Here is a 16,630-nt window from a genome sequence, read left to right as displayed (position 1 = left end):
TCATTTCCACCTCTTTATTTAAACATTGTTGAGAATCGGAATTGCTCATAAGCTGAACCATCATATATGGATAAATAATCGAATACGTACCGATCAGCCTTATCTGTGTATGTTAGCTCCCATACCGGTTGATCCTCAACGATTCCCGGTACTATTTTAATAAAATTACAATCATTACAGTTTCTTTCCCATTGGTTTACTATCGAATCCTCTGCCATCATTTCACTTTTCTTAATAATTTCGATTGGATCGTCATTTGTTAAAGGTACGAATGCCAGTTTATTTACTTCTTCTGCCGTTTTTCCCCATACTACATGATATGCGTCCTTTTCGTGGAACGAAGTAATTTTGTCAATTTCTACAATTGAAGTTTCATTCATAATTCTTTTTTCTGATTCAGCATAGCCTTCTGTTTTTATTTGCATCATCTGATTGTACAGTACGATAAAATAAATAAAAACGATTAAAAAAGCAAGGATAATACCTATAAAAGTCACTTTGATCCATCCAACAGTATTAATATTCAATTTGGTTTACCTTTCTTTTCCATTTTATTATCAAATTTTGTTACTTATAGCTAGTAACCGATTGATAAATACTATGTAATGTAAATCCCATGCGCAAAGCGATTTGCTGAAAAATACACTCCTAAACCATACCATACTATTTTACACTAATACATGCAATATGTATTAGTTTTTTTTTGAAGTTGATCAACAAAATGAAAGGCTTAAGTCAATTCCAAAATAAATTGGTTTAAAGGTCTTTATTATACCATGCATCCGCTTTTTTGATTAAATGGTTTGTATTGTCATAAGTAACTGGGACTTTCGGTATTGACTGAAGGAACAGCTTTCCATAACGCGCTGTCATCACGCGCGCATCACATACAAATACGATTCCACGGTCACTTTTAGACCGTATAAGCCTCCCAAACCCTTGTTTGAATCGAATAACCGCATGAGGCAATGCCAATTCAGTAAAAGCATTCTTACCTTGCTCTTTTAAATATTGAGCTTTTGCTTCGTATATTGGGTGTGTTGGTGGCTGGAATGGTAGTCGAACAATAACCAAGGATGCCAAAAAATCACCAGGTATGTCGATACCTTCCCAGAAAGAACTAGTCCCTAATAATATAGGTTTGTTATATAAAGTGAAATTTTTCATTAACCGATTACGACTTCCACTTGTTATCCCCTGCGCAATTAAATCGTATGAATCAAGCTCATCCATTACTTCCTTCAATAAATAATATGTTTTTTTCAGCATATCATATGATGTAAACAGAACGAGCATTCTCCCTTTTGTTACCTCAGCGAGAGAAATGATTGCTTCACAAGTAGAATAAATAAAATTATCCACATCTCCATAATTAATGGGTGGAAAATCACTCGGAATTAATAACTGTACTTGCTCATTATATGAAAAAGGGGACGTTATCTGTTTTGTTAGTACATGTTCTGTTTGCAAGCCAAGTCGAGATTCAATAAAATCAAATGAGTTTTTCATCGTAAGTGACGCACTTGTTAATACAACACTACGTTTTTTATCAAAAAAGCTTTTCGCCAGTATGTTTGCTACATCCGTCGGTTCACTATATAAATAAACCGCGTTTTTTGCCCCGTATGCTTCAATTTCTATCCAACGGACGATAGAAACGGAATCCGCTGTATTAAAAAAAAGTTCTAACTCGTCTATATATTTTTGGATCAATTGTTCGTAATGACTTATATAATCCTGATCCACTCTATTAGATGTATTTTTATTTAAAAAGGCCAATAAAATAGCTACATCACGTAAGTAAAATGCTAATCGATTTACCTTTTCAATAATCAGATCCCACTGTTGCTTCACTTGCAGGGGTTCTTCAATACGATATTGTACCCTTCCAACATCACTTAATGTCTTTTCACTATTTTTCATGTTCATTACAAAACCATACAATGAACGGAATAAATCATCCAATTCATATTTCGTGTTAGCTAAAACCTCCGACCATTTCTCTTTGGAAATCGAATCTGTATGTAATATAATATTTTCCATTATCGGATTGCTAAATTGACTGATCGTATATTGCATGCTAATATAATCAAGTTTTAATCCATCATGTTTTGCTGCTGTTTCCTCAAAATGGTGTGCTTCATCAATAATAACTTTTCTATAAGAGGGTAAATATTGATAATCGTTGAATAGATCCGTGCATAACAGCGCATGATTTGTTAATATAATTTGTGCTTGTTGTGCTTTTTGTTTTGCTTTTTGATAAAATGACCAATTGAACCATGGTGAGTGCACGTTTGTCTTTCCTTCTGCATCCGTACATATCTTCTTAAAAAACAAATACCCACTAGACGGCAACTGTATTTCATCTATATCACCGGTTTCTGTTTCCGTCAGCCAAACGAGAATTTTAGCCTTTGTAAGTGCAATATCATAATTATCGTGTCCACTCAAGGCCAATTCCTGTTCAAATCGTTCCAAACTAATGTAATGCTGCTTTCCTTTCAGTAGTGCAGCGCTAAAAGAATACGGAATGATTTTTTGTAACTGGGGTATTTCTTTTTCCATCAGTTGTGATTGCAGTTGTGTTGTATATGTACTTATTACGATACGGTCCTGTTCAGAAATTGCAGTAAAAATTGCCGGAATTAAATAGGCAAGAGACTTTCCAGTACCTGTTTCAGCTTCAATTAATGCATGTTGCTCACTTAAAAAGGCATCAAAAACGGCTTCTGACATTTCCCGCTGGCCTGTTCTTTTTTCGTAACTGGGCATGATGCGTTCAAGCGATCCACCCTCTTCATATATATCATCCAGATAGTAACCGACTGCAGGCATTTCATTAGCCTGTTCTTTTTCAATTGGTTCAACATGTTTGAAGGCTAAACCTCGAAATGATACTATTTGTCGGTCAACGGTCTTCTGCTCGGAATAAATTAACTTCTGTCTTCTATTTACCAGCACCTCATAAAGATCAGAGTGCAACAACTTTTCCAGCTCAATCAGGTGATTGATCGTTTCCAGCGGCAATTCGTTTATTTTTTGTCGCAATTTTAAAAATAACTCACCTGTCACATATGCATCTGACAATGCACGATGTGGATTATTATGGGATAGATGAAATTCATTTGCTAAGTGTCCGAGCTTAAAACTTTTCGCTTGAGGAAATAATATTCGTGCCAGTTCAACAGTGTCGATTACCGGATTGGTTAATGCATCAATACCATTTTGCATTAATTCATGATTTAGAAACCGCAAATCAAATGGAACATTATGCGCAACTAAATAACTATTATTAAAATACTGAATAATTTCTTGTGCTTTTTCATGGAATAATGGTGCATCACGTACATCATCATCGCTTATTCCGGTTAATTCGGAGATGAAAAGGGAGATCGGTTTATTAGGGTTTAATAACACCGTATAATCATCGACAATTTCGTCCCCTTCAATAACAACGATACCTACTTCAATAATTTTATCATCGTTTGCAGGTGAATTTCCTGTCGTTTCCAGATCTATGATGACAAACCTTTTCATAATTCCACCTTTTTCCTTTATATTCCCTGTTCTGCGTTCAAAATAAGTTATACGGTGAATAGATTCATTTTACATAGCTGTCATTGGGGGTTCTTGTTCAAGCATTTGCTCAACTTCATTTTTATCGTTCATAATAGCCACTTTCGGCTTGAATGAACAAAGTTCCTCATTTTCAACAATAGCATATGCAATAATAATAATAATATCGTCTTTTTGAACTAAGCGAGCAGCTGCGCCATTCAAACAAACAACCCCCGAACCTCTTTCGCCCGGAATAACATACGTTTCCAGTCGTGCCCCGTTATTATTATTGACGATTTGAACTTTTTCGTGGGGGAGGATATCAACCTTCTCCAAAATACTTTCATCAATCGTGACACTGCCAACATAATTCAAATTAGCTTCTGTAATTCGTGCACGGTGTATTTTTGCCTTCATTAAAGTACGGAACATCGGACTTCCTCCTGTTATAATCGATTCACTAAATTTCCACTTTGATCAAATAATAAGTTATCGATTAATCTGGCCTCTTTAAACTGAACTGCTGCTGCTAATACTACCTGTTCATCAACAGCTTTCAACGAATTAAGAGAAGGATAACTAAGTAATTCCACATAATCAATTGCGCCACTTGTTTCTTTTAAAATGATAGCTTTTACTTCTTTTATAATGGTAGCAGGATTTTTTTCACCGTCAACTACTAATTTTCTCCCGTATTTTAATGCTTTATAAATTGAGCTCGCTTCCTCACGTTCTTTCGGCGTCAAATTAACATTTCTGCTGCTTTTCGCTAACCCATCTGCCTCTCTCACCGTCGGAAGTCCAACTAATTGAAGTGGAAAATTCAGATCTTCAATAAGTGCATCCACTACAGCGACTTGCTGAGCATCTTTTAACCCAAAATACGTTTTGTCTGGTTGAATGATATGAAATAATTTCGTTAACACGGTAATAACACCATTAAAATGCCCTGGGCGAGAACGGCCGCACAATACATTTGTCCGATCATTTATTGAAAGGCTTATAGTCATTTTATTTGGATACATTTCCTCCATGCTTGGAATAAACAAAATATCCACGCCATTTTCCTGTGCCAGTTGAATATCTCTTTCCTCATTACGGGGATACCGGTCAAAATCTTCATTGGGGCCAAACTGTAAAGGGTTAACAAAAATACTTGTTATAAGTAAATCATTCTCCTCTTTGGCCCGTTGCATTAATTCTAAATGCCCTTCATGAAAGTAACCCATAGTTGGAACAAAGCCAGTTATTTCAGATTTACATGAACGGGTGTATTTGTACATTTCTTCCACTTTGTTAATAATTTTCATTATCGTCTACCTGCTTTTATTTACTGGTAAGTCAGCTTTATTTTTAATGAAAAAAGTATGATCTGATGTAGGGAAAGATACATCTTTTACTTCAGTTATATAGGATTGTAATGCTTCCACATTAATCTTATTAATGTCGGCATACGGCTTCACAAATTTTGGCAATCTGTCAACTCCGTATTGCAAAATATCATGATAAACAAGAACCTGTCCGTCACAGTCATTCCCTGCTCCAATACCTATCGTAGGAATACCAATCGATTCCGTTACTATTTTAGCTAATTCCTTTGGTACACATTCCAGTACAAGTCCGATCGCGCCGCTTTTTTCTAATTGGATTGCCTCATTTAACAACTTTTCAGCTGAGTTTTTATCTTTTCCTTGAACCTTATATCCTCCAAGGACATTAACAGTTTGTGGGGTTAGGCCTAAGTGAGCAAAAACTGGTATTCCTCCATCTGATAGTCGTTTTGTTAACGTCAATATATCTTCCGATGCACCTTCTAATTTAATCGCTTGGGCACCTGTTTCCTGAAAAAGCTTCGTGGCGTTCTCTAACGACTGCTGCATCGATATATGGTAAGACATAAATGGCATATCGACAACGGTAAACGTATTTGAAGCTCCACGCTTAACTGCTTTTGTATGGTGAATCATATCTTCCAATGTGACTTGTACAGTGGTCGAGTAGCCTAAAACGACCATTCCGACTGAATCACCGACGAGAATCGTATCAACACCGGCCATTTCTGCTTGTTTGGCAGATGGATAATCATAAGCTGTTACCATTGTTATTTTTTCTTTTGATGCTTTCATTTTAGTTAAATCAATTCGGTTCAGCATAATATTCTTCCCCCTCATCAAACCATGAAATTTCTGCGGAATACACTTTCTTTACTTCTCTATCCTTCGTTTCGGCTAATAACGCACCATCTTCAGAAATGCCAATAAAAGTTCCTAGCCATGTTGATTGCATCGTTTTAATCCATATAGCTTCATTCAACCGAAAACCATAATTTTCCCATTCATTTTTTACTCCGGGAAACCCGTTTTCCATATATTCGGTATATTTTCTTTCAAAAGTGACTAACATTTTTTGTATTACCTCTTGTAAATTCCATGCTTGATCTGTTTCCACTTTCAAAGAAGTAGCTTTTGACCGGATACCTTCTGGCAACTCTGTTTGTGATTGATTAATATTCAATCCCATTCCAATAACAACATATTGAATTTTATCTTGCTCTGCCTGCATTTCAGTTAATATTCCCGCTAATTTTTTTCGATTAATCAATATATCATTTGGCCATTTAATTTGTGGTTTCACTGTGGAGATCGAATGGATCACATCGGCTATAACAGTTGCTGCAAGTAAAGTAAGTTGAGGAGCAAGATATGGTAAAATCCGCGGTCGAAGAATTATACTCATCCAAATTCCTTTCTCTTTAGTCGAGTACCAAGAACGATCCATTCTTCCTTTTCCTTCTGTTTGTTGATCTGCAATAATAACCGTCCCATGCTCTGCATGATCAAGGGCAGCTTGATGAGCTAGTCGCTGGGTTGAAGTTGTACTTTCTTTATGAATAATTTTTTTCCCTAGCCATTTCGTGCTTAATCCCCATTGTATTGTGTTCTCGCTTAGTTTACTTGGATAGCCACTGATTCGGTACCCTCTATTGGACTTCCCTTCAATTATGTAACCGTCTTTTTCTAATTCGCGCATATGCTTCCAAATCGCGCTTCTAGATATTTGTAATTTTTCCGATAATAATTGACCTGATGTAAATTGGTCTTTTCGTTCTGCTAATAATTGAATTAATTTATTTCGGGTGGATGACATGTAATCCACTCCTTTAATTGTTTATTTTCGTTTTTTAAGCGTTTGAATACGACCTGCTTCTCTAAGCGCTCTAGTTCTCGACGAATCCATGGGCCCTTCTGCAAATTCGGAAATAATCGCATCAATTCATCACCTTTTAGCGCAAGTTGTTGCCTCGAGTTTATCGGCAAATCCCGGTGCATTGCTTGTACGACCGCTATATCTAATTTTCTCGTTGGATAAAGAATATGAACAAGGTTTACAAAACGATTCATATACGTTTCCGGCAATTGATAGATAAGCCATTCATCTAAACCATGATTCTCAAAATAAGTTAATGCTTTTACGAGTGTGATTGCCTCATTTCTTGCATTGTTCGAGCATTTCCATGCATTTATCCATTCAGTTACAAGTATATGTTCATCCAGCTTATGAAATAGTGCGATGACTGCTCCAAAAGATGAAATAGGATGGAAAGATTTTGGCAGTCGGGTAATAAGTGATGAATGATACTTAAAAATCGGTAAATAGTTATATACTCCCGACTCGATAAAAGAGTCGATCCCTTTGTTTACATATGTACCGGCAAAAAACTTTTGAAATTCATTTGTAATACGTTCAACAGCCAAGTTTTCGACTTCTTTTTTAACTTGTTTCATATGTTGCATTGTATCTTCTTCGATGAAAAATCCAAGCTGGCTTACAAACCGTAATGCACGAATAATTCTTAGCGGGTCTTCTCTAAAGCGTTCCAGACCATTACCGACCGTACGGATTTGACGAATGCTTAAATCTTTTTTCGCTTCAAACAAATCGATGATATGCCCATCCTTACGCATAGCCAATGCATTAATTGTAAAGTCACGCCTTTTTAAATCTTCTTCAATATTCGTTATGAATTGGACTTCATCAGGGTGACGCTGATCCGAGTACTTGCCTTCCTTGCGAAATGTAGTTACCTCAAATGATTCATTGGCATGTCTTACGATCACGGTTCCATGTTCTATACCGACGGGAATAACAGAATCAAAAATCTTGCTAATCGTTTGTGGAGAAGCTGAAGTAGCGATATCAATATCGCCGATAGCCCTCCCAAGTAGCAAATCACGTACACAGCCCCCAACAAAAAAAGCTTGGTGATTATTTTTTTCAATTGTTTCAATAACGTGCATTGCTTTCAAAAAAGGGCTTTTAATCATAATTTACTTCTCCATTTATACCGTCTGTTTTTTGAGGACTCGTTCATAAAGCTCCATATACTGTTGAACGATTTCTGTTGAATGAAATTTTGTTTGAGCTTGAAGGATTGCGTTTTTCGAAAAGTCTGTATGAACATCGTGATTAGTTAGAATATGAAGCGCACAATTTGCTGCTTCTTCTATATTACCTAAATGAACAAGGTAGCCTGTTTCGTTATGTGTGATGACTTCCGGAATTCCTCCTACATTCGTTCCAATGCATGGTACACCGCAAGCCATCGCCTCCAATAAAACGAGCCCGAAACTTTCTTGCTCTGATAATAGTAATTTTAAGTCGGAAATAGCTAACAGATCACTAATTTTTTTCTGCTTACCTAAAAATATTACGTGATTTGAAATTTCCATTTTTTCCACAAGTTCATGTGCTCTCGATGATTCCGGCCCATCCCCGACAAGCAACAGTTTAGCATTGGTTGCTTCAGTTATTTTTTTAAATGTATGAATAATATCCGTAATGCGCTTTACTTTTCTGAAATTTGAAATATGAATAACTACCTTTTCGTCTTGCCCGATTCCAAATTTATCCCTTATTGATGGATCATTTTTTACGTAATATTCACTTTCATTAATAAAATTATAAATAACGGAAATTTCGTTTTGAATATGTAAGGTCTCCGCGGTGTTTGTTGCTAAACTATGCGAAACAGCTGTAACGGCATCTGATTTTTCTATACCGTGTTTAATCATTTGTTCAAACGTAGGATCAATCCCTAGCACTGTTATGTCCGTGCCATGTAAGGTCGTTACAATTTTCACATCATGCTTCGCTATCTCTCGTGCCAATATTGCACATATAGCATGAGGCATTGCATAGTGAACATGTAAAATATCGAGTTTTTCTCGATCAATTACTTCTGCCATTTTAGCAGACAATGCAAGATCATATGGTGGATATTGAAACACTGGATAATGATTTACTTCAACCTCATGGTAGAAAATATTCGGATGCGTGCAATTAAGCCGAAAGGGCATACTGGAAGTTATAAAATGAACTTCATAACCTTGCTTTGCCAGCAGTTTTCCCAATTCGGTTGCGATCACCCCTGATCCCCCAATTGTTGGATAGCAAGTGATACCTATCTTTTTCATACAAATCCCTTTTCTCTTTGTTTTTTCACGACATCTCTCCAACGGAAGTCACCACGCTCCATTCCCCTAATTGCAATTTCAGCAGCTGCCAAGTTTGTACATAGCGGAATATGATGGACATCGCATAATCGCATTAATGCACTGACATCTGGTTCATGCGGCTGGGAGGTTAAGGGGTCTCTGAAAAAGATAATCATATCAATTTCATTGTTAGCAACCTTTGCACCTATTTGTTGATCGCCTCCAATAGGACCGGATTGAAAACAATGAACAGGAAGCTTTGTTGCTTCAGCTATTAATTTACCGGTTGTACCAGTTGCGAAAAGATCATGTTCCTTCAATACATGAATGTAGGCAATACTGAATTCCACCATATCTGTCTTTTTTTTATCATGTGCAATGAGTGCAATATTCATCGAATAACACCTGCCTGTTCAGCTTATTGTAAGACTATACGACTACTTATTAAAATTCCAATATATTTTCTAGTCCATATATGAGTTCGTTTTTCTCCATAACGGAATCTATGGCTAATTTAACACCTTCCATAAATGAATCTCTGTTAAACGAGTCATGTTTGATTGTTAACAACTCGCTTTTCCCTCCAAATACAACTTCTTGATGAGCAACAAGCCCTGGCAAGCGTATACTATGAATTCTCATTCCAGAGACATCTCCGCCACGAGAGCCTTTAATAATTTCTGTTTCGTCTGGATGGCCTTGGTTTTTATTTTCTCTCGATTCTTGTATCAAGTCCAACGTTTTGATCGCTGTACCTGATGGTGCATCCACTTTTTGATCATGGTGCTTTTCAATAATTTCAATGTCTGGAAAATATTTAGCAGCCATTTTCGAAAATTGCATCATTAAGACAGCGCCTATGGCAAAATTAGGAGCAATAATACATCCTACATTGTTTGATTTCGCTAAATTTGACAACTCATTCAGTTGTTCCTGTGTAAACCCTGAAGTCCCTACTACCGAACGAATTTTATGCTGAATGGCTAATTTTGTATTCATAAAACCAACATCCGGAATCGTTAAATCAATAAATATGTCCGCTTCCACCCGTTCGAAGCACTCTGATGGATTTTCATAGATCGGAACATCCCTATATTCGTTAAGGTCAACAAATGTAGTTAATTCAATTTCCTGTAAGGTCTTACCATTATTTTTACGGTCAATACAACCGACGAGCTGTAACGACTTTTCTTTCGTAACCATTTTAATTGCTTCAGATCCCATTCTCCCGCGTGGCCCTGCAATAATAACTTTAATACTCATCTATTTTCCTCCTCAACTAGCTAGTTGTATTCATTCTTTTCGTGTCCAACGATTTTTATCTCTTTCTTCTATTTTATTAATGGATTGATTAAATGCGTCTGATAAATCGATTTTAAGTGAATTTGCAAAACAAGTTAGAACAAAAATAACATCTCCTAGTTCTTCTTCGATCGTTATTTGCTCTTCGCTTGGTTTTTTAGCCTTCTCTCCATAATAATGGTTCACTTCCCGTGCTAATTCACCGACTTCCTCGGTTAAACGTGCAAGGAGGCTTAACGGTGAAAAATAGCCTTCTTCAAATTGTGAAATATACTTATCCACTCTTTGTTGAATTTCAGTCGTTTGATATGGTTTTTTAATCATAAAAACTCCTCTTACAGCATGTTATCTTCTTTCATGTTAGCTAATAGAACCGTTTTTGACAAATAATTTATTCTTTTTCTGAAGATAGGACAATGATTGTATGAGCAAAGTTTATTGATTATACTTAAAAATAAAACTGTATTTCTTAATCGATCACTATGTATATAAAATTACATGAAATTTTGTCAGGAGGTTATTATATATGATTTTTGGGTTAAAAATAAAAAATATTTTTTTTATCCTGCTTGGATCAGCAATCTTTTCGTTTGGTATCGTTCACTTTAATATGCAAAATAATTTGAGTGAAGGAGGTTTTACAGGTATCACTCTTTTGTTTTATTTTTTATGGGGATGGGATCCCGCAATCTCAAATATCTTGTTAAATATCCCAGTATTTTTTATTGGTTGGAAATTCCTTGGAAGAAACACATTTATATATACGATTATCGGAACGATTAGTGTCTCTCTGTTTTTGAGAGTCTTTCAAATTAATCCGTTTCCTACTTATTTACAATCAGATATGACGTTAGCCGCTTTGTTTGCCGGTGTTTTTATCGGAGTCGGACTGGGGATTATTTTCAGATATGGTGGAACTACCGGCGGAGTAGATATTATTGCAAGGATTGTCCATAAGTATGTTGGTTGGAGTATGGGAAAGACGATGTTTTTATTTGATTTTGTTGTTATCACAACATCCGTCTTTGTTATATTGGAACTCGTGGAAGCTATGTATACACTAGTAGCTGTTTATATTGGCGCAAGAGTAATTGATTTCATTCAAGAAGGTGCATATTCTGCTCGTGGAGCCACTATTATTTCTCAAAAAAGCGAACTAATAGCTGATAAAATTAACCAAAATATGGATCGCGGTGTTACCATTTTATCCGGTAAAGGAAGTTTCACTGGAGAAAAGCAAAATGTTTTGTATTGCGTTGTCGGAAGAAATGAAATCGTCCGTTTAAAAAATATAATTGATCAGATTGACCCGCATGCTTTCGTTGCTGTCAGTTCTGTTCACGATGTAATTGGTGAAGGATTTACATTAGATGAGAACAAAAAACCTATTGAACAATAAGAAAAGCGCAAGCGCCCTGGTCAGCCCCGACAAGCTTAAGCAAGAAATCGTAGTGGCGATTTTTGCCACGAAGAGTTATTGCTTAAGACCTCGAGGGGATGGGCGCTTAAGCTAGACAGCTATGCTCAAAATTATATACATTCTTATCTTTTAAAAAATCCAAGTATCTTATATCAGTTTTAATGATGTTTCTTTTTTACTATGTTCACTCTTATTAGGATGTGTTTTAGTTTGTCGCTTATAACAACACAGCCTAGTTACAGTTCGCTTTTCGTACACAAACTTATAGAAGCTTTTTCATTATATATAATGCCAAAAAACAGCTCAGTAGTTTTGTACTGAGCTGTTTCTCTTAACGATATCTATGAAAATTTTGAGAGATAAAATTAATCATTGCTCGCAACATACATTAATATAAAACGAATTAACTCGGCAACTGCTACCAAAGCGGCAGCCACATAAGTTAGTGCAGCAGCATCAAGCACTTTTTTCGTTTCCCGTTCCTCATTGTTTTGAATAATGCCTGTCGTTACTAGCTGTGTCATTGCCCTGCTGGAGGCATTGAACTCAACAGGCAATGTGACAAGCTGGAACAGCACGGCCGCAGCCATGAAAATAATCCCAAGCAATACTAAATTCATCTGATCAAATAAAAAGCCACCGATGATTACAAAAATGGCCGTATTTGAACCAAAACTTGCTGCGGGAACAAGAGCACTTCGAAATTTCAAGAAAGCATATTCTTCCGCATCCTGAATCGCGTGACCAACTTCATGTGCCGCAATTGCTGAAGCCGACATGGATTGACCGTGAAAGTTGCCGCTTGATAAACGAACTACTTTTTTTCTCGGGTCATAATGATCCGTTAATACACCTTTCGTTTCTTGTACCTGAACATCATACAGTCCATTGTCGTCCAAAATCTTTCGTGCAACCTGTGCACCGGACATATGAGAAGATGTAGCCTTTTTTGAATATTTTTTGTACGTACTTTTTACTTTTGACTGCGCCCAAAGCGGGATGATTAAAAGTAAAGCAAAATAAATGAGATAGGTGCCTAGTGACATTTATTCCATTCCTCCACAACGTATATCGTTTTGTATAAGTCAATATTAGTCAAAAACGGGGCAATAGTCAACTATTTGATTTCTTTTCTCGTTGTTTATTTCGTTTGTTTTGCATGCCTTTATACTTCCTCCAACTGACATAAGACAACGTAAGCATAATTATTCCACCTAATAAAATTATAATCCAGTTGAACGGAATAATATCATAATTTTTACTCGACGTAATAATAAAGAATCCTGCATAAGTCGATCCCGGAATAGCAAACCCTAAAACAAAGATCCCTATTAACGATGTAAAAATCCACACATGTCTTTTATATTTCATGATAGAGATCACCCCACATACATCTTCTTTTATTAATGTATGTACAGGATATTAAATTTATAACGGCTGATTTAACTGTGTCTGTTTGCTCCTATTGTAAATTTATACGAAACTATAATAGTCAAGACGCTTAACCAAAAAGTAAAGTAACCAATCTGATTTATGTATGTGATCAATGAAGAATAAATAGGCATCATGCCAAAAACATAATCAATAATATCATTATGCAAAATCCAAATTGCTGCAAAAGTTAGATGCCTGAGCTTGATTGCATAAAACGGTGCATATAAGAGTCCTTGCAATGCCATTGCACCGTGAGAAGCAATCAACATATATCCCTGCCATCCAAGCGTTCCATTAACAACGAGTGTAAAGATATTCATAACAACAGCCCAAATTCCATATTTAAATAATGAAGTAATTGCAAGCGCTTCTATATATGGGGCATTTTTACCAAAAATAAGAAAAGCAAGGAAAATTGTAAAAAAGAGAGTTGCCGTCGGACTATCGGGCACGAATGGTAAAAAAATTGCCGGTGTGATTACCAATTGACTTTTATACCAAATGTAACCATATATTGTACCAAACAAATTAATCAAGAAAAGTATAATTAGAAATTGTTTATTCAGCAATAAATATTTATAATACATAATCCAAAGCTCCTTTAGCGGCAGACAATCCATTTTCCCGCAATTTGTTAACATTATTAATGTTGGAATTTTTATGATAACACGATTGCAGATTATATTATAATGAAGAAAACACCTTCACCAATAGTAATGGCAAAGGTGTTTTTTCATTATTCGGCTTGTTCATTGACAGATGTTATAAAGTTAACTAGCTGTTCTAGTTCTTCATCAGTACCGCCAAAAATGCCCGGTGGCATATCGCCAATACCTTCTTTTGCAATTGTTGCTATTTCTTCTGCACTATGCTCTGTCCCGATTAATGAAGGTCCTGCAGCTCCACCTTCCAATGAATCTCCGTGACAGCTTAGACAATTACTTTCATAAATAGCATAACCGGGATCTTCAGTATCAATTTCTATATCAGAAGCCGGAATTGGCTTATTCATCTCTGCACGCTCTTCCCAATCCACAGCAGCAGCTGATTCGTATGTCAACCAAATGACCGATGCTAGTCCAAGAAGCATCATCGCAACAGCAATTGGCCGTTTTGGAGGTCTGCGTCCAGGTCCATTGTCAAGAAACGGTGCCAATAATAGTCCTCCAAATGCCAGACCTGGCAAAATCAGGATTCCGAAAATAATATATGGTCCACTAGCAAAGTCATATTTTAATAATTCATATAAGAATAAGAAATACCAATCCGGCAATGGGATATACCCTGCATTTGTTGGGTCCGCCACTCCTTCAAGCGGTGAAGGGTGAGCCAAAACAAGACATAAAAATCCAACTAGAAATACAGAGCCAACCAACCACTCTTTAAGTAAAAAGTTTGGCCAGAAATATTCCGTTCTGCCGGGATATTCCGAGTAATCTTTAGGTATATTAGGTGTTCTATCCGCGGAAATTCGGGAATCACCAACAAACCGCATTCCTTTACCTTTCTTCACAGCCTATCCCTCCTCTTCTTTTTATAGTGGTCCGGCTATACCTTGCCTACGTATTAAGATAAAGTGTACTGCAAGTAAACCAAATAGGGCAGCCGGCAGGAAAAACACGTGAATCGCGAAAAATCGTGTCAATGTTTGAGCGCCTACAATGGTTTCATCGCCTGAAAGCAATGTTTTTAATTCAGCACCGATAAACGGAACTTGTTCGGCAATCTCTAGCCCAACCTGAGTTGCAAAGTAAGCTTTATTATCCCAAGGCAGTAAATACCCTGTAAATCCTAATCCAAGCATAACAAAGAAGATGAGCACGCCAACCATCCAATTTAGTTCACGTGGCTTTTTATATGCCCCTTGGAAAAATACGCGCATTGTATGTAACAACAGCATAACAATGATTACACTGGCGCCCCAATGGTGCATACCTCGTACAATTTGACCATGGGCTACTTCCGTCTGTAAATAATAAACTGACTTCCAAGCATTCTCAATATCAGGAACGTAATACATCGTTAAAAACATTCCCGACAATATTTGAATGACAACAACGAAAAATGTTAATCCTCCAAAACAATATACGAACGCCGAAAAATGATATGCAGGGTTAACATGCTCCGGCACTTCATGATCAGCAACATCACGCCATATCGGCGTAATATCTATGCGATCATCAATCCAATCATAAATCTTTTGCAGCATATTTTATTACGCCTCCCCTCTAGGTTTTGCATCTCCAAGGTATAACATTCCATTCTCAACCTTCTGTTCATAAACATCCAATGGTGCCAGTGGTGGTGTATGTGGCACATTTGTACCGTCTTTATAATAACGGCCATTATGACATGGACAGAAAAATTCATTTGGATATTCTTCGCTTCCTTCCCAGGAAACAAAACAACCCAAGTGCTTACATATCGGAGAAAATGCTTGAATATCCCCGTTTTCATCCTTAAACACCCATGCTGTTTTTTTTACATCTGATTCGTACCATCCATCAACTTGCTCCACTTCCCAATCCACACGTTGCGGCTCTTCGGTTATATCATCTACAGAAAGACCAACATTTGCCAATCCTCCTGAAGTCTCTTGTTTCTTCAAAACCGGATCAATTGCCATACGTAATGGTGAGATAAGCATTCCTGCTGCCATAAAGCCACCTAAACCAGTAAGAGAATAATTTAGAAATTGTCGACGGGACACTTGTTGTTTCTTATCGCTCATGGTTTCCCCCCTCTATCACGTTAATCACGGACAAATATATTTCGAATTTATTACTAGGACATTTCCATAATAGCTTAAAGTGAGAACTCGGTCAATATATATCATTTTCGATAACAAAAGTTTTGGAATTTGACATAATCAACTGTGAAATTCTAACTACTTATCTTGCCAATAAGTGCGAATTAGTTCACCTAATTGTTCTACTTGTCCACGTATAACTGTAATCATTTCCTTCGAATGCAAGTCTCCCTGAATTCCCGGCAGCCATAGTAAATGGCCCTCTAAAGCCTGCTCATATTTCTTCCAATTTAAATCAAAAGTAATAAAAAAGATGTGATTAAACGGCTGTTTGCGTGCATCTTCTACCCATGAATTTAGTCGTTGGGTTTCCAACTGTAGACTATTACTTTTAATATAATTATAGTCGGGAGAAAGCAATATTCTGCCTGAAAGTTCTTTTTCAATCTCATTGGAAAAGATGAATAAAGCCTCTCTTTGTAGTGCGCTTTTGTCAAAGTGGCTTTCGTCTGAATAATGAAATGGACTAAGTGGCACTAAGACAGTATCAACGTATTCTTTTGCAGTTACATATTTTTTTAAGTCATCTTTACTCCACTTCAATGAATGTTCCACATCCCTCTTAGTATGGAATTATTTTTCAGAAATTATGAGTATAAATAAAGATTA

General features: G+C 36.6%; 19 protein-coding genes. 1 reads left to right on the top strand and 18 read right to left on the bottom strand.

All coding sequences use genetic code 11. The features are described 5' to 3' along the window. Window positions 1-14: 14 nt before the first annotated feature. The 11 genes from ACLIBG_RS07775 to ACLIBG_RS07725 form a co-directional block, all read right to left on the bottom strand. On the bottom strand, window positions 15-497 hold the full coding sequence (locus ACLIBG_RS07775) for a cell wall elongation regulator TseB-like domain-containing protein (protein WP_439312197.1): 483 nt from the start codon (window positions 495-497) through the stop codon (window positions 15-17). Window positions 498-756: 259 nt separating this feature from the next. Then, on the bottom strand, window positions 757-3,540 hold the full coding sequence (dinG, locus tag ACLIBG_RS07770; protein WP_439312196.1) for an ATP-dependent DNA helicase DinG: 2,784 nt from the start codon (window positions 3,538-3,540) through the stop codon (window positions 757-759). 69 nt (window positions 3,541-3,609) lie between these two features. Beyond that, entirely contained in the window at window positions 3,610-3,993 is a 384-nt protein-coding gene (gene panD / locus ACLIBG_RS07765; protein ID WP_439312195.1) for an aspartate 1-decarboxylase, read from the bottom strand. 14 nt (window positions 3,994-4,007) lie between these two features. Then, window positions 4,008-4,871: a pantoate--beta-alanine ligase gene (panC, locus tag ACLIBG_RS07760; RefSeq protein ID WP_439312194.1), complete on the bottom strand. Its 864-nt coding sequence runs from the start codon at window positions 4,869-4,871 to the stop codon at window positions 4,008-4,010. Between the two features lie 6 nt (window positions 4,872-4,877). Continuing rightward, window positions 4,878-5,714, bottom strand: coding sequence for a 3-methyl-2-oxobutanoate hydroxymethyltransferase (gene panB, locus ACLIBG_RS07755; protein WP_439312193.1), 837 nt, complete (start codon window positions 5,712-5,714; stop codon window positions 4,878-4,880). Then, window positions 5,698-6,708: a biotin--[acetyl-CoA-carboxylase] ligase gene (locus ACLIBG_RS07750; RefSeq protein ID WP_439312192.1), complete on the bottom strand. Its 1,011-nt coding sequence runs from the start codon at window positions 6,706-6,708 to the stop codon at window positions 5,698-5,700. Before ACLIBG_RS07750 ends, panB begins: the two co-directional genes overlap by 17 nt. Further along, window positions 6,684-7,886: a CCA tRNA nucleotidyltransferase gene (locus ACLIBG_RS07745; protein WP_439312191.1), complete on the bottom strand. Its 1,203-nt coding sequence runs from the start codon at window positions 7,884-7,886 to the stop codon at window positions 6,684-6,686. The genes ACLIBG_RS07750 and ACLIBG_RS07745 overlap by 25 nt, the downstream gene beginning before the upstream one ends. Window positions 7,887-7,901: 15 nt before the next feature. Beyond that, complete coding sequence (gene bshA, locus ACLIBG_RS07740) at window positions 7,902-9,035, bottom strand: N-acetyl-alpha-D-glucosaminyl L-malate synthase BshA (protein ID WP_439312190.1); 1,134 nt, start codon at window positions 9,033-9,035, stop codon at window positions 7,902-7,904. Further along, complete coding sequence (locus tag ACLIBG_RS07735; RefSeq protein ID WP_439312189.1) at window positions 9,032-9,451, bottom strand: methylglyoxal synthase; 420 nt, start codon at window positions 9,449-9,451, stop codon at window positions 9,032-9,034. Before ACLIBG_RS07735 ends, bshA begins: the two co-directional genes overlap by 4 nt. A gap of 49 nt (window positions 9,452-9,500) precedes the next feature. Continuing rightward, window positions 9,501-10,319, bottom strand: coding sequence for a 4-hydroxy-tetrahydrodipicolinate reductase (gene dapB, locus ACLIBG_RS07730; protein ID WP_439312188.1), 819 nt, complete (start codon window positions 10,317-10,319; stop codon window positions 9,501-9,503). Window positions 10,320-10,349: 30 nt separating this feature from the next. Continuing rightward, window positions 10,350-10,682, bottom strand: coding sequence for a nucleotide pyrophosphohydrolase (locus ACLIBG_RS07725; protein WP_439312187.1), 333 nt, complete (start codon window positions 10,680-10,682; stop codon window positions 10,350-10,352). Window positions 10,683-10,884: 202 nt separating this feature from the next. Here ACLIBG_RS07725 and ACLIBG_RS07720 point away from each other — a divergent pair, with 202 nt between their 5' ends. Next, window positions 10,885-11,757: a YitT family protein gene (locus ACLIBG_RS07720; protein ID WP_439312186.1), complete on the top strand. Its 873-nt coding sequence runs from the start codon at window positions 10,885-10,887 to the stop codon at window positions 11,755-11,757. A gap of 386 nt (window positions 11,758-12,143) precedes the next feature. On the opposite strand, the gene ACLIBG_RS07715 is transcribed toward ACLIBG_RS07720, so the two are convergent. The 7 genes from ACLIBG_RS07715 to ACLIBG_RS07685 form a co-directional block, all read right to left on the bottom strand. Continuing rightward, window positions 12,144-12,824, bottom strand: a complete 681-nt coding sequence (locus ACLIBG_RS07715; RefSeq protein WP_439312185.1) for a zinc metallopeptidase — start codon at window positions 12,822-12,824, stop codon at window positions 12,144-12,146. 67 nt (window positions 12,825-12,891) lie between these two features. Continuing rightward, complete coding sequence (locus ACLIBG_RS07710) at window positions 12,892-13,149, bottom strand: sporulation protein YpjB (protein WP_439312184.1); 258 nt, start codon at window positions 13,147-13,149, stop codon at window positions 12,892-12,894. Between the two features lie 71 nt (window positions 13,150-13,220). Next, entirely contained in the window at window positions 13,221-13,799 is a 579-nt protein-coding gene (locus tag ACLIBG_RS07705) for a DUF1405 domain-containing protein (protein ID WP_439312183.1), read from the bottom strand. 149 nt (window positions 13,800-13,948) lie between these two features. Beyond that, the gene (locus ACLIBG_RS07700; protein WP_439312182.1) at window positions 13,949-14,725 is read right to left on the bottom strand and encodes a c-type cytochrome; all 777 of its coding nucleotides are present in this window, start codon (window positions 14,723-14,725) and stop codon (window positions 13,949-13,951) included. Between the two features lie 21 nt (window positions 14,726-14,746). Further along, a complete protein-coding gene (qcrB, locus tag ACLIBG_RS07695; RefSeq protein WP_439312181.1) occupies window positions 14,747-15,421 on the bottom strand; it encodes a menaquinol-cytochrome c reductase cytochrome b subunit in 675 nt (224 codons plus the stop codon). Between the two features lie 6 nt (window positions 15,422-15,427). Next, window positions 15,428-15,943, bottom strand: coding sequence for a ubiquinol-cytochrome c reductase iron-sulfur subunit (locus tag ACLIBG_RS07690; protein WP_439312180.1), 516 nt, complete (start codon window positions 15,941-15,943; stop codon window positions 15,428-15,430). A 156-nt stretch (window positions 15,944-16,099) separates the two neighbouring features. After that, entirely contained in the window at window positions 16,100-16,564 is a 465-nt protein-coding gene (locus tag ACLIBG_RS07685; RefSeq protein WP_439312179.1) for a DUF2487 family protein, read from the bottom strand. Window positions 16,565-16,630: the final 66 nt, after the last annotated feature.

Source organism: Virgibacillus sp. W0181 (assembly GCF_051846915.1).
Lineage (GTDB): Bacteria > Bacillota > Bacilli > Bacillales > Amphibacillaceae > JBPYCR01.
This window is presented reverse-complemented; position numbering and strand designations above follow the sequence as displayed.

Excerpts from the sequence above, each read along its gene's own strand:
- dinG (WP_439312196.1), bottom strand. The coding sequence starts at position 3,540 with ATGAAAAGGTTTGTCATCATAGATCTGGAAACGACAGGAAATTCACCT.
- panD (WP_439312195.1), bottom strand. The coding sequence starts at position 3,993 with ATGTTCCGTACTTTAATGAAGGCAAAAATACACCGTGCACGAATTACA.
- panC (WP_439312194.1), bottom strand. The coding sequence starts at position 4,871 with ATGAAAATTATTAACAAAGTGGAAGAAATGTACAAATACACCCGTTCA.
- panB (WP_439312193.1), bottom strand. The coding sequence starts at position 5,714 with ATGCTGAACCGAATTGATTTAACTAAAATGAAAGCATCAAAAGAAAAA.
- ACLIBG_RS07750 (WP_439312192.1), bottom strand. The coding sequence starts at position 6,708 with ATGTCATCCACCCGAAATAAATTAATTCAATTATTAGCAGAACGAAAA.
- ACLIBG_RS07745 (WP_439312191.1), bottom strand. The coding sequence starts at position 7,886 with ATGATTAAAAGCCCTTTTTTGAAAGCAATGCACGTTATTGAAACAATT.
- bshA (WP_439312190.1), bottom strand. The coding sequence starts at position 9,035 with ATGAAAAAGATAGGTATCACTTGCTATCCAACAATTGGGGGATCAGGG.
- ACLIBG_RS07735 (WP_439312189.1), bottom strand. The coding sequence starts at position 9,451 with ATGAATATTGCACTCATTGCACATGATAAAAAAAAGACAGATATGGTG.
- dapB (WP_439312188.1), bottom strand. The coding sequence starts at position 10,319 with ATGAGTATTAAAGTTATTATTGCAGGGCCACGCGGGAGAATGGGATCT.
- ACLIBG_RS07725 (WP_439312187.1), bottom strand. The coding sequence starts at position 10,682 with ATGATTAAAAAACCATATCAAACGACTGAAATTCAACAAAGAGTGGAT.
- ACLIBG_RS07720 (WP_439312186.1), top strand. The coding sequence starts at position 10,885 with ATGATTTTTGGGTTAAAAATAAAAAATATTTTTTTTATCCTGCTTGGA.
- ACLIBG_RS07715 (WP_439312185.1), bottom strand. The coding sequence starts at position 12,824 with ATGTCACTAGGCACCTATCTCATTTATTTTGCTTTACTTTTAATCATC.
- ACLIBG_RS07710 (WP_439312184.1), bottom strand. The coding sequence starts at position 13,149 with ATGAAATATAAAAGACATGTGTGGATTTTTACATCGTTAATAGGGATC.
- ACLIBG_RS07705 (WP_439312183.1), bottom strand. The coding sequence starts at position 13,799 with ATGTATTATAAATATTTATTGCTGAATAAACAATTTCTAATTATACTT.
- qcrB (WP_439312181.1), bottom strand. The coding sequence starts at position 15,421 with ATGCTGCAAAAGATTTATGATTGGATTGATGATCGCATAGATATTACG.
- ACLIBG_RS07690 (WP_439312180.1), bottom strand. The coding sequence starts at position 15,943 with ATGAGCGATAAGAAACAACAAGTGTCCCGTCGACAATTTCTAAATTAT.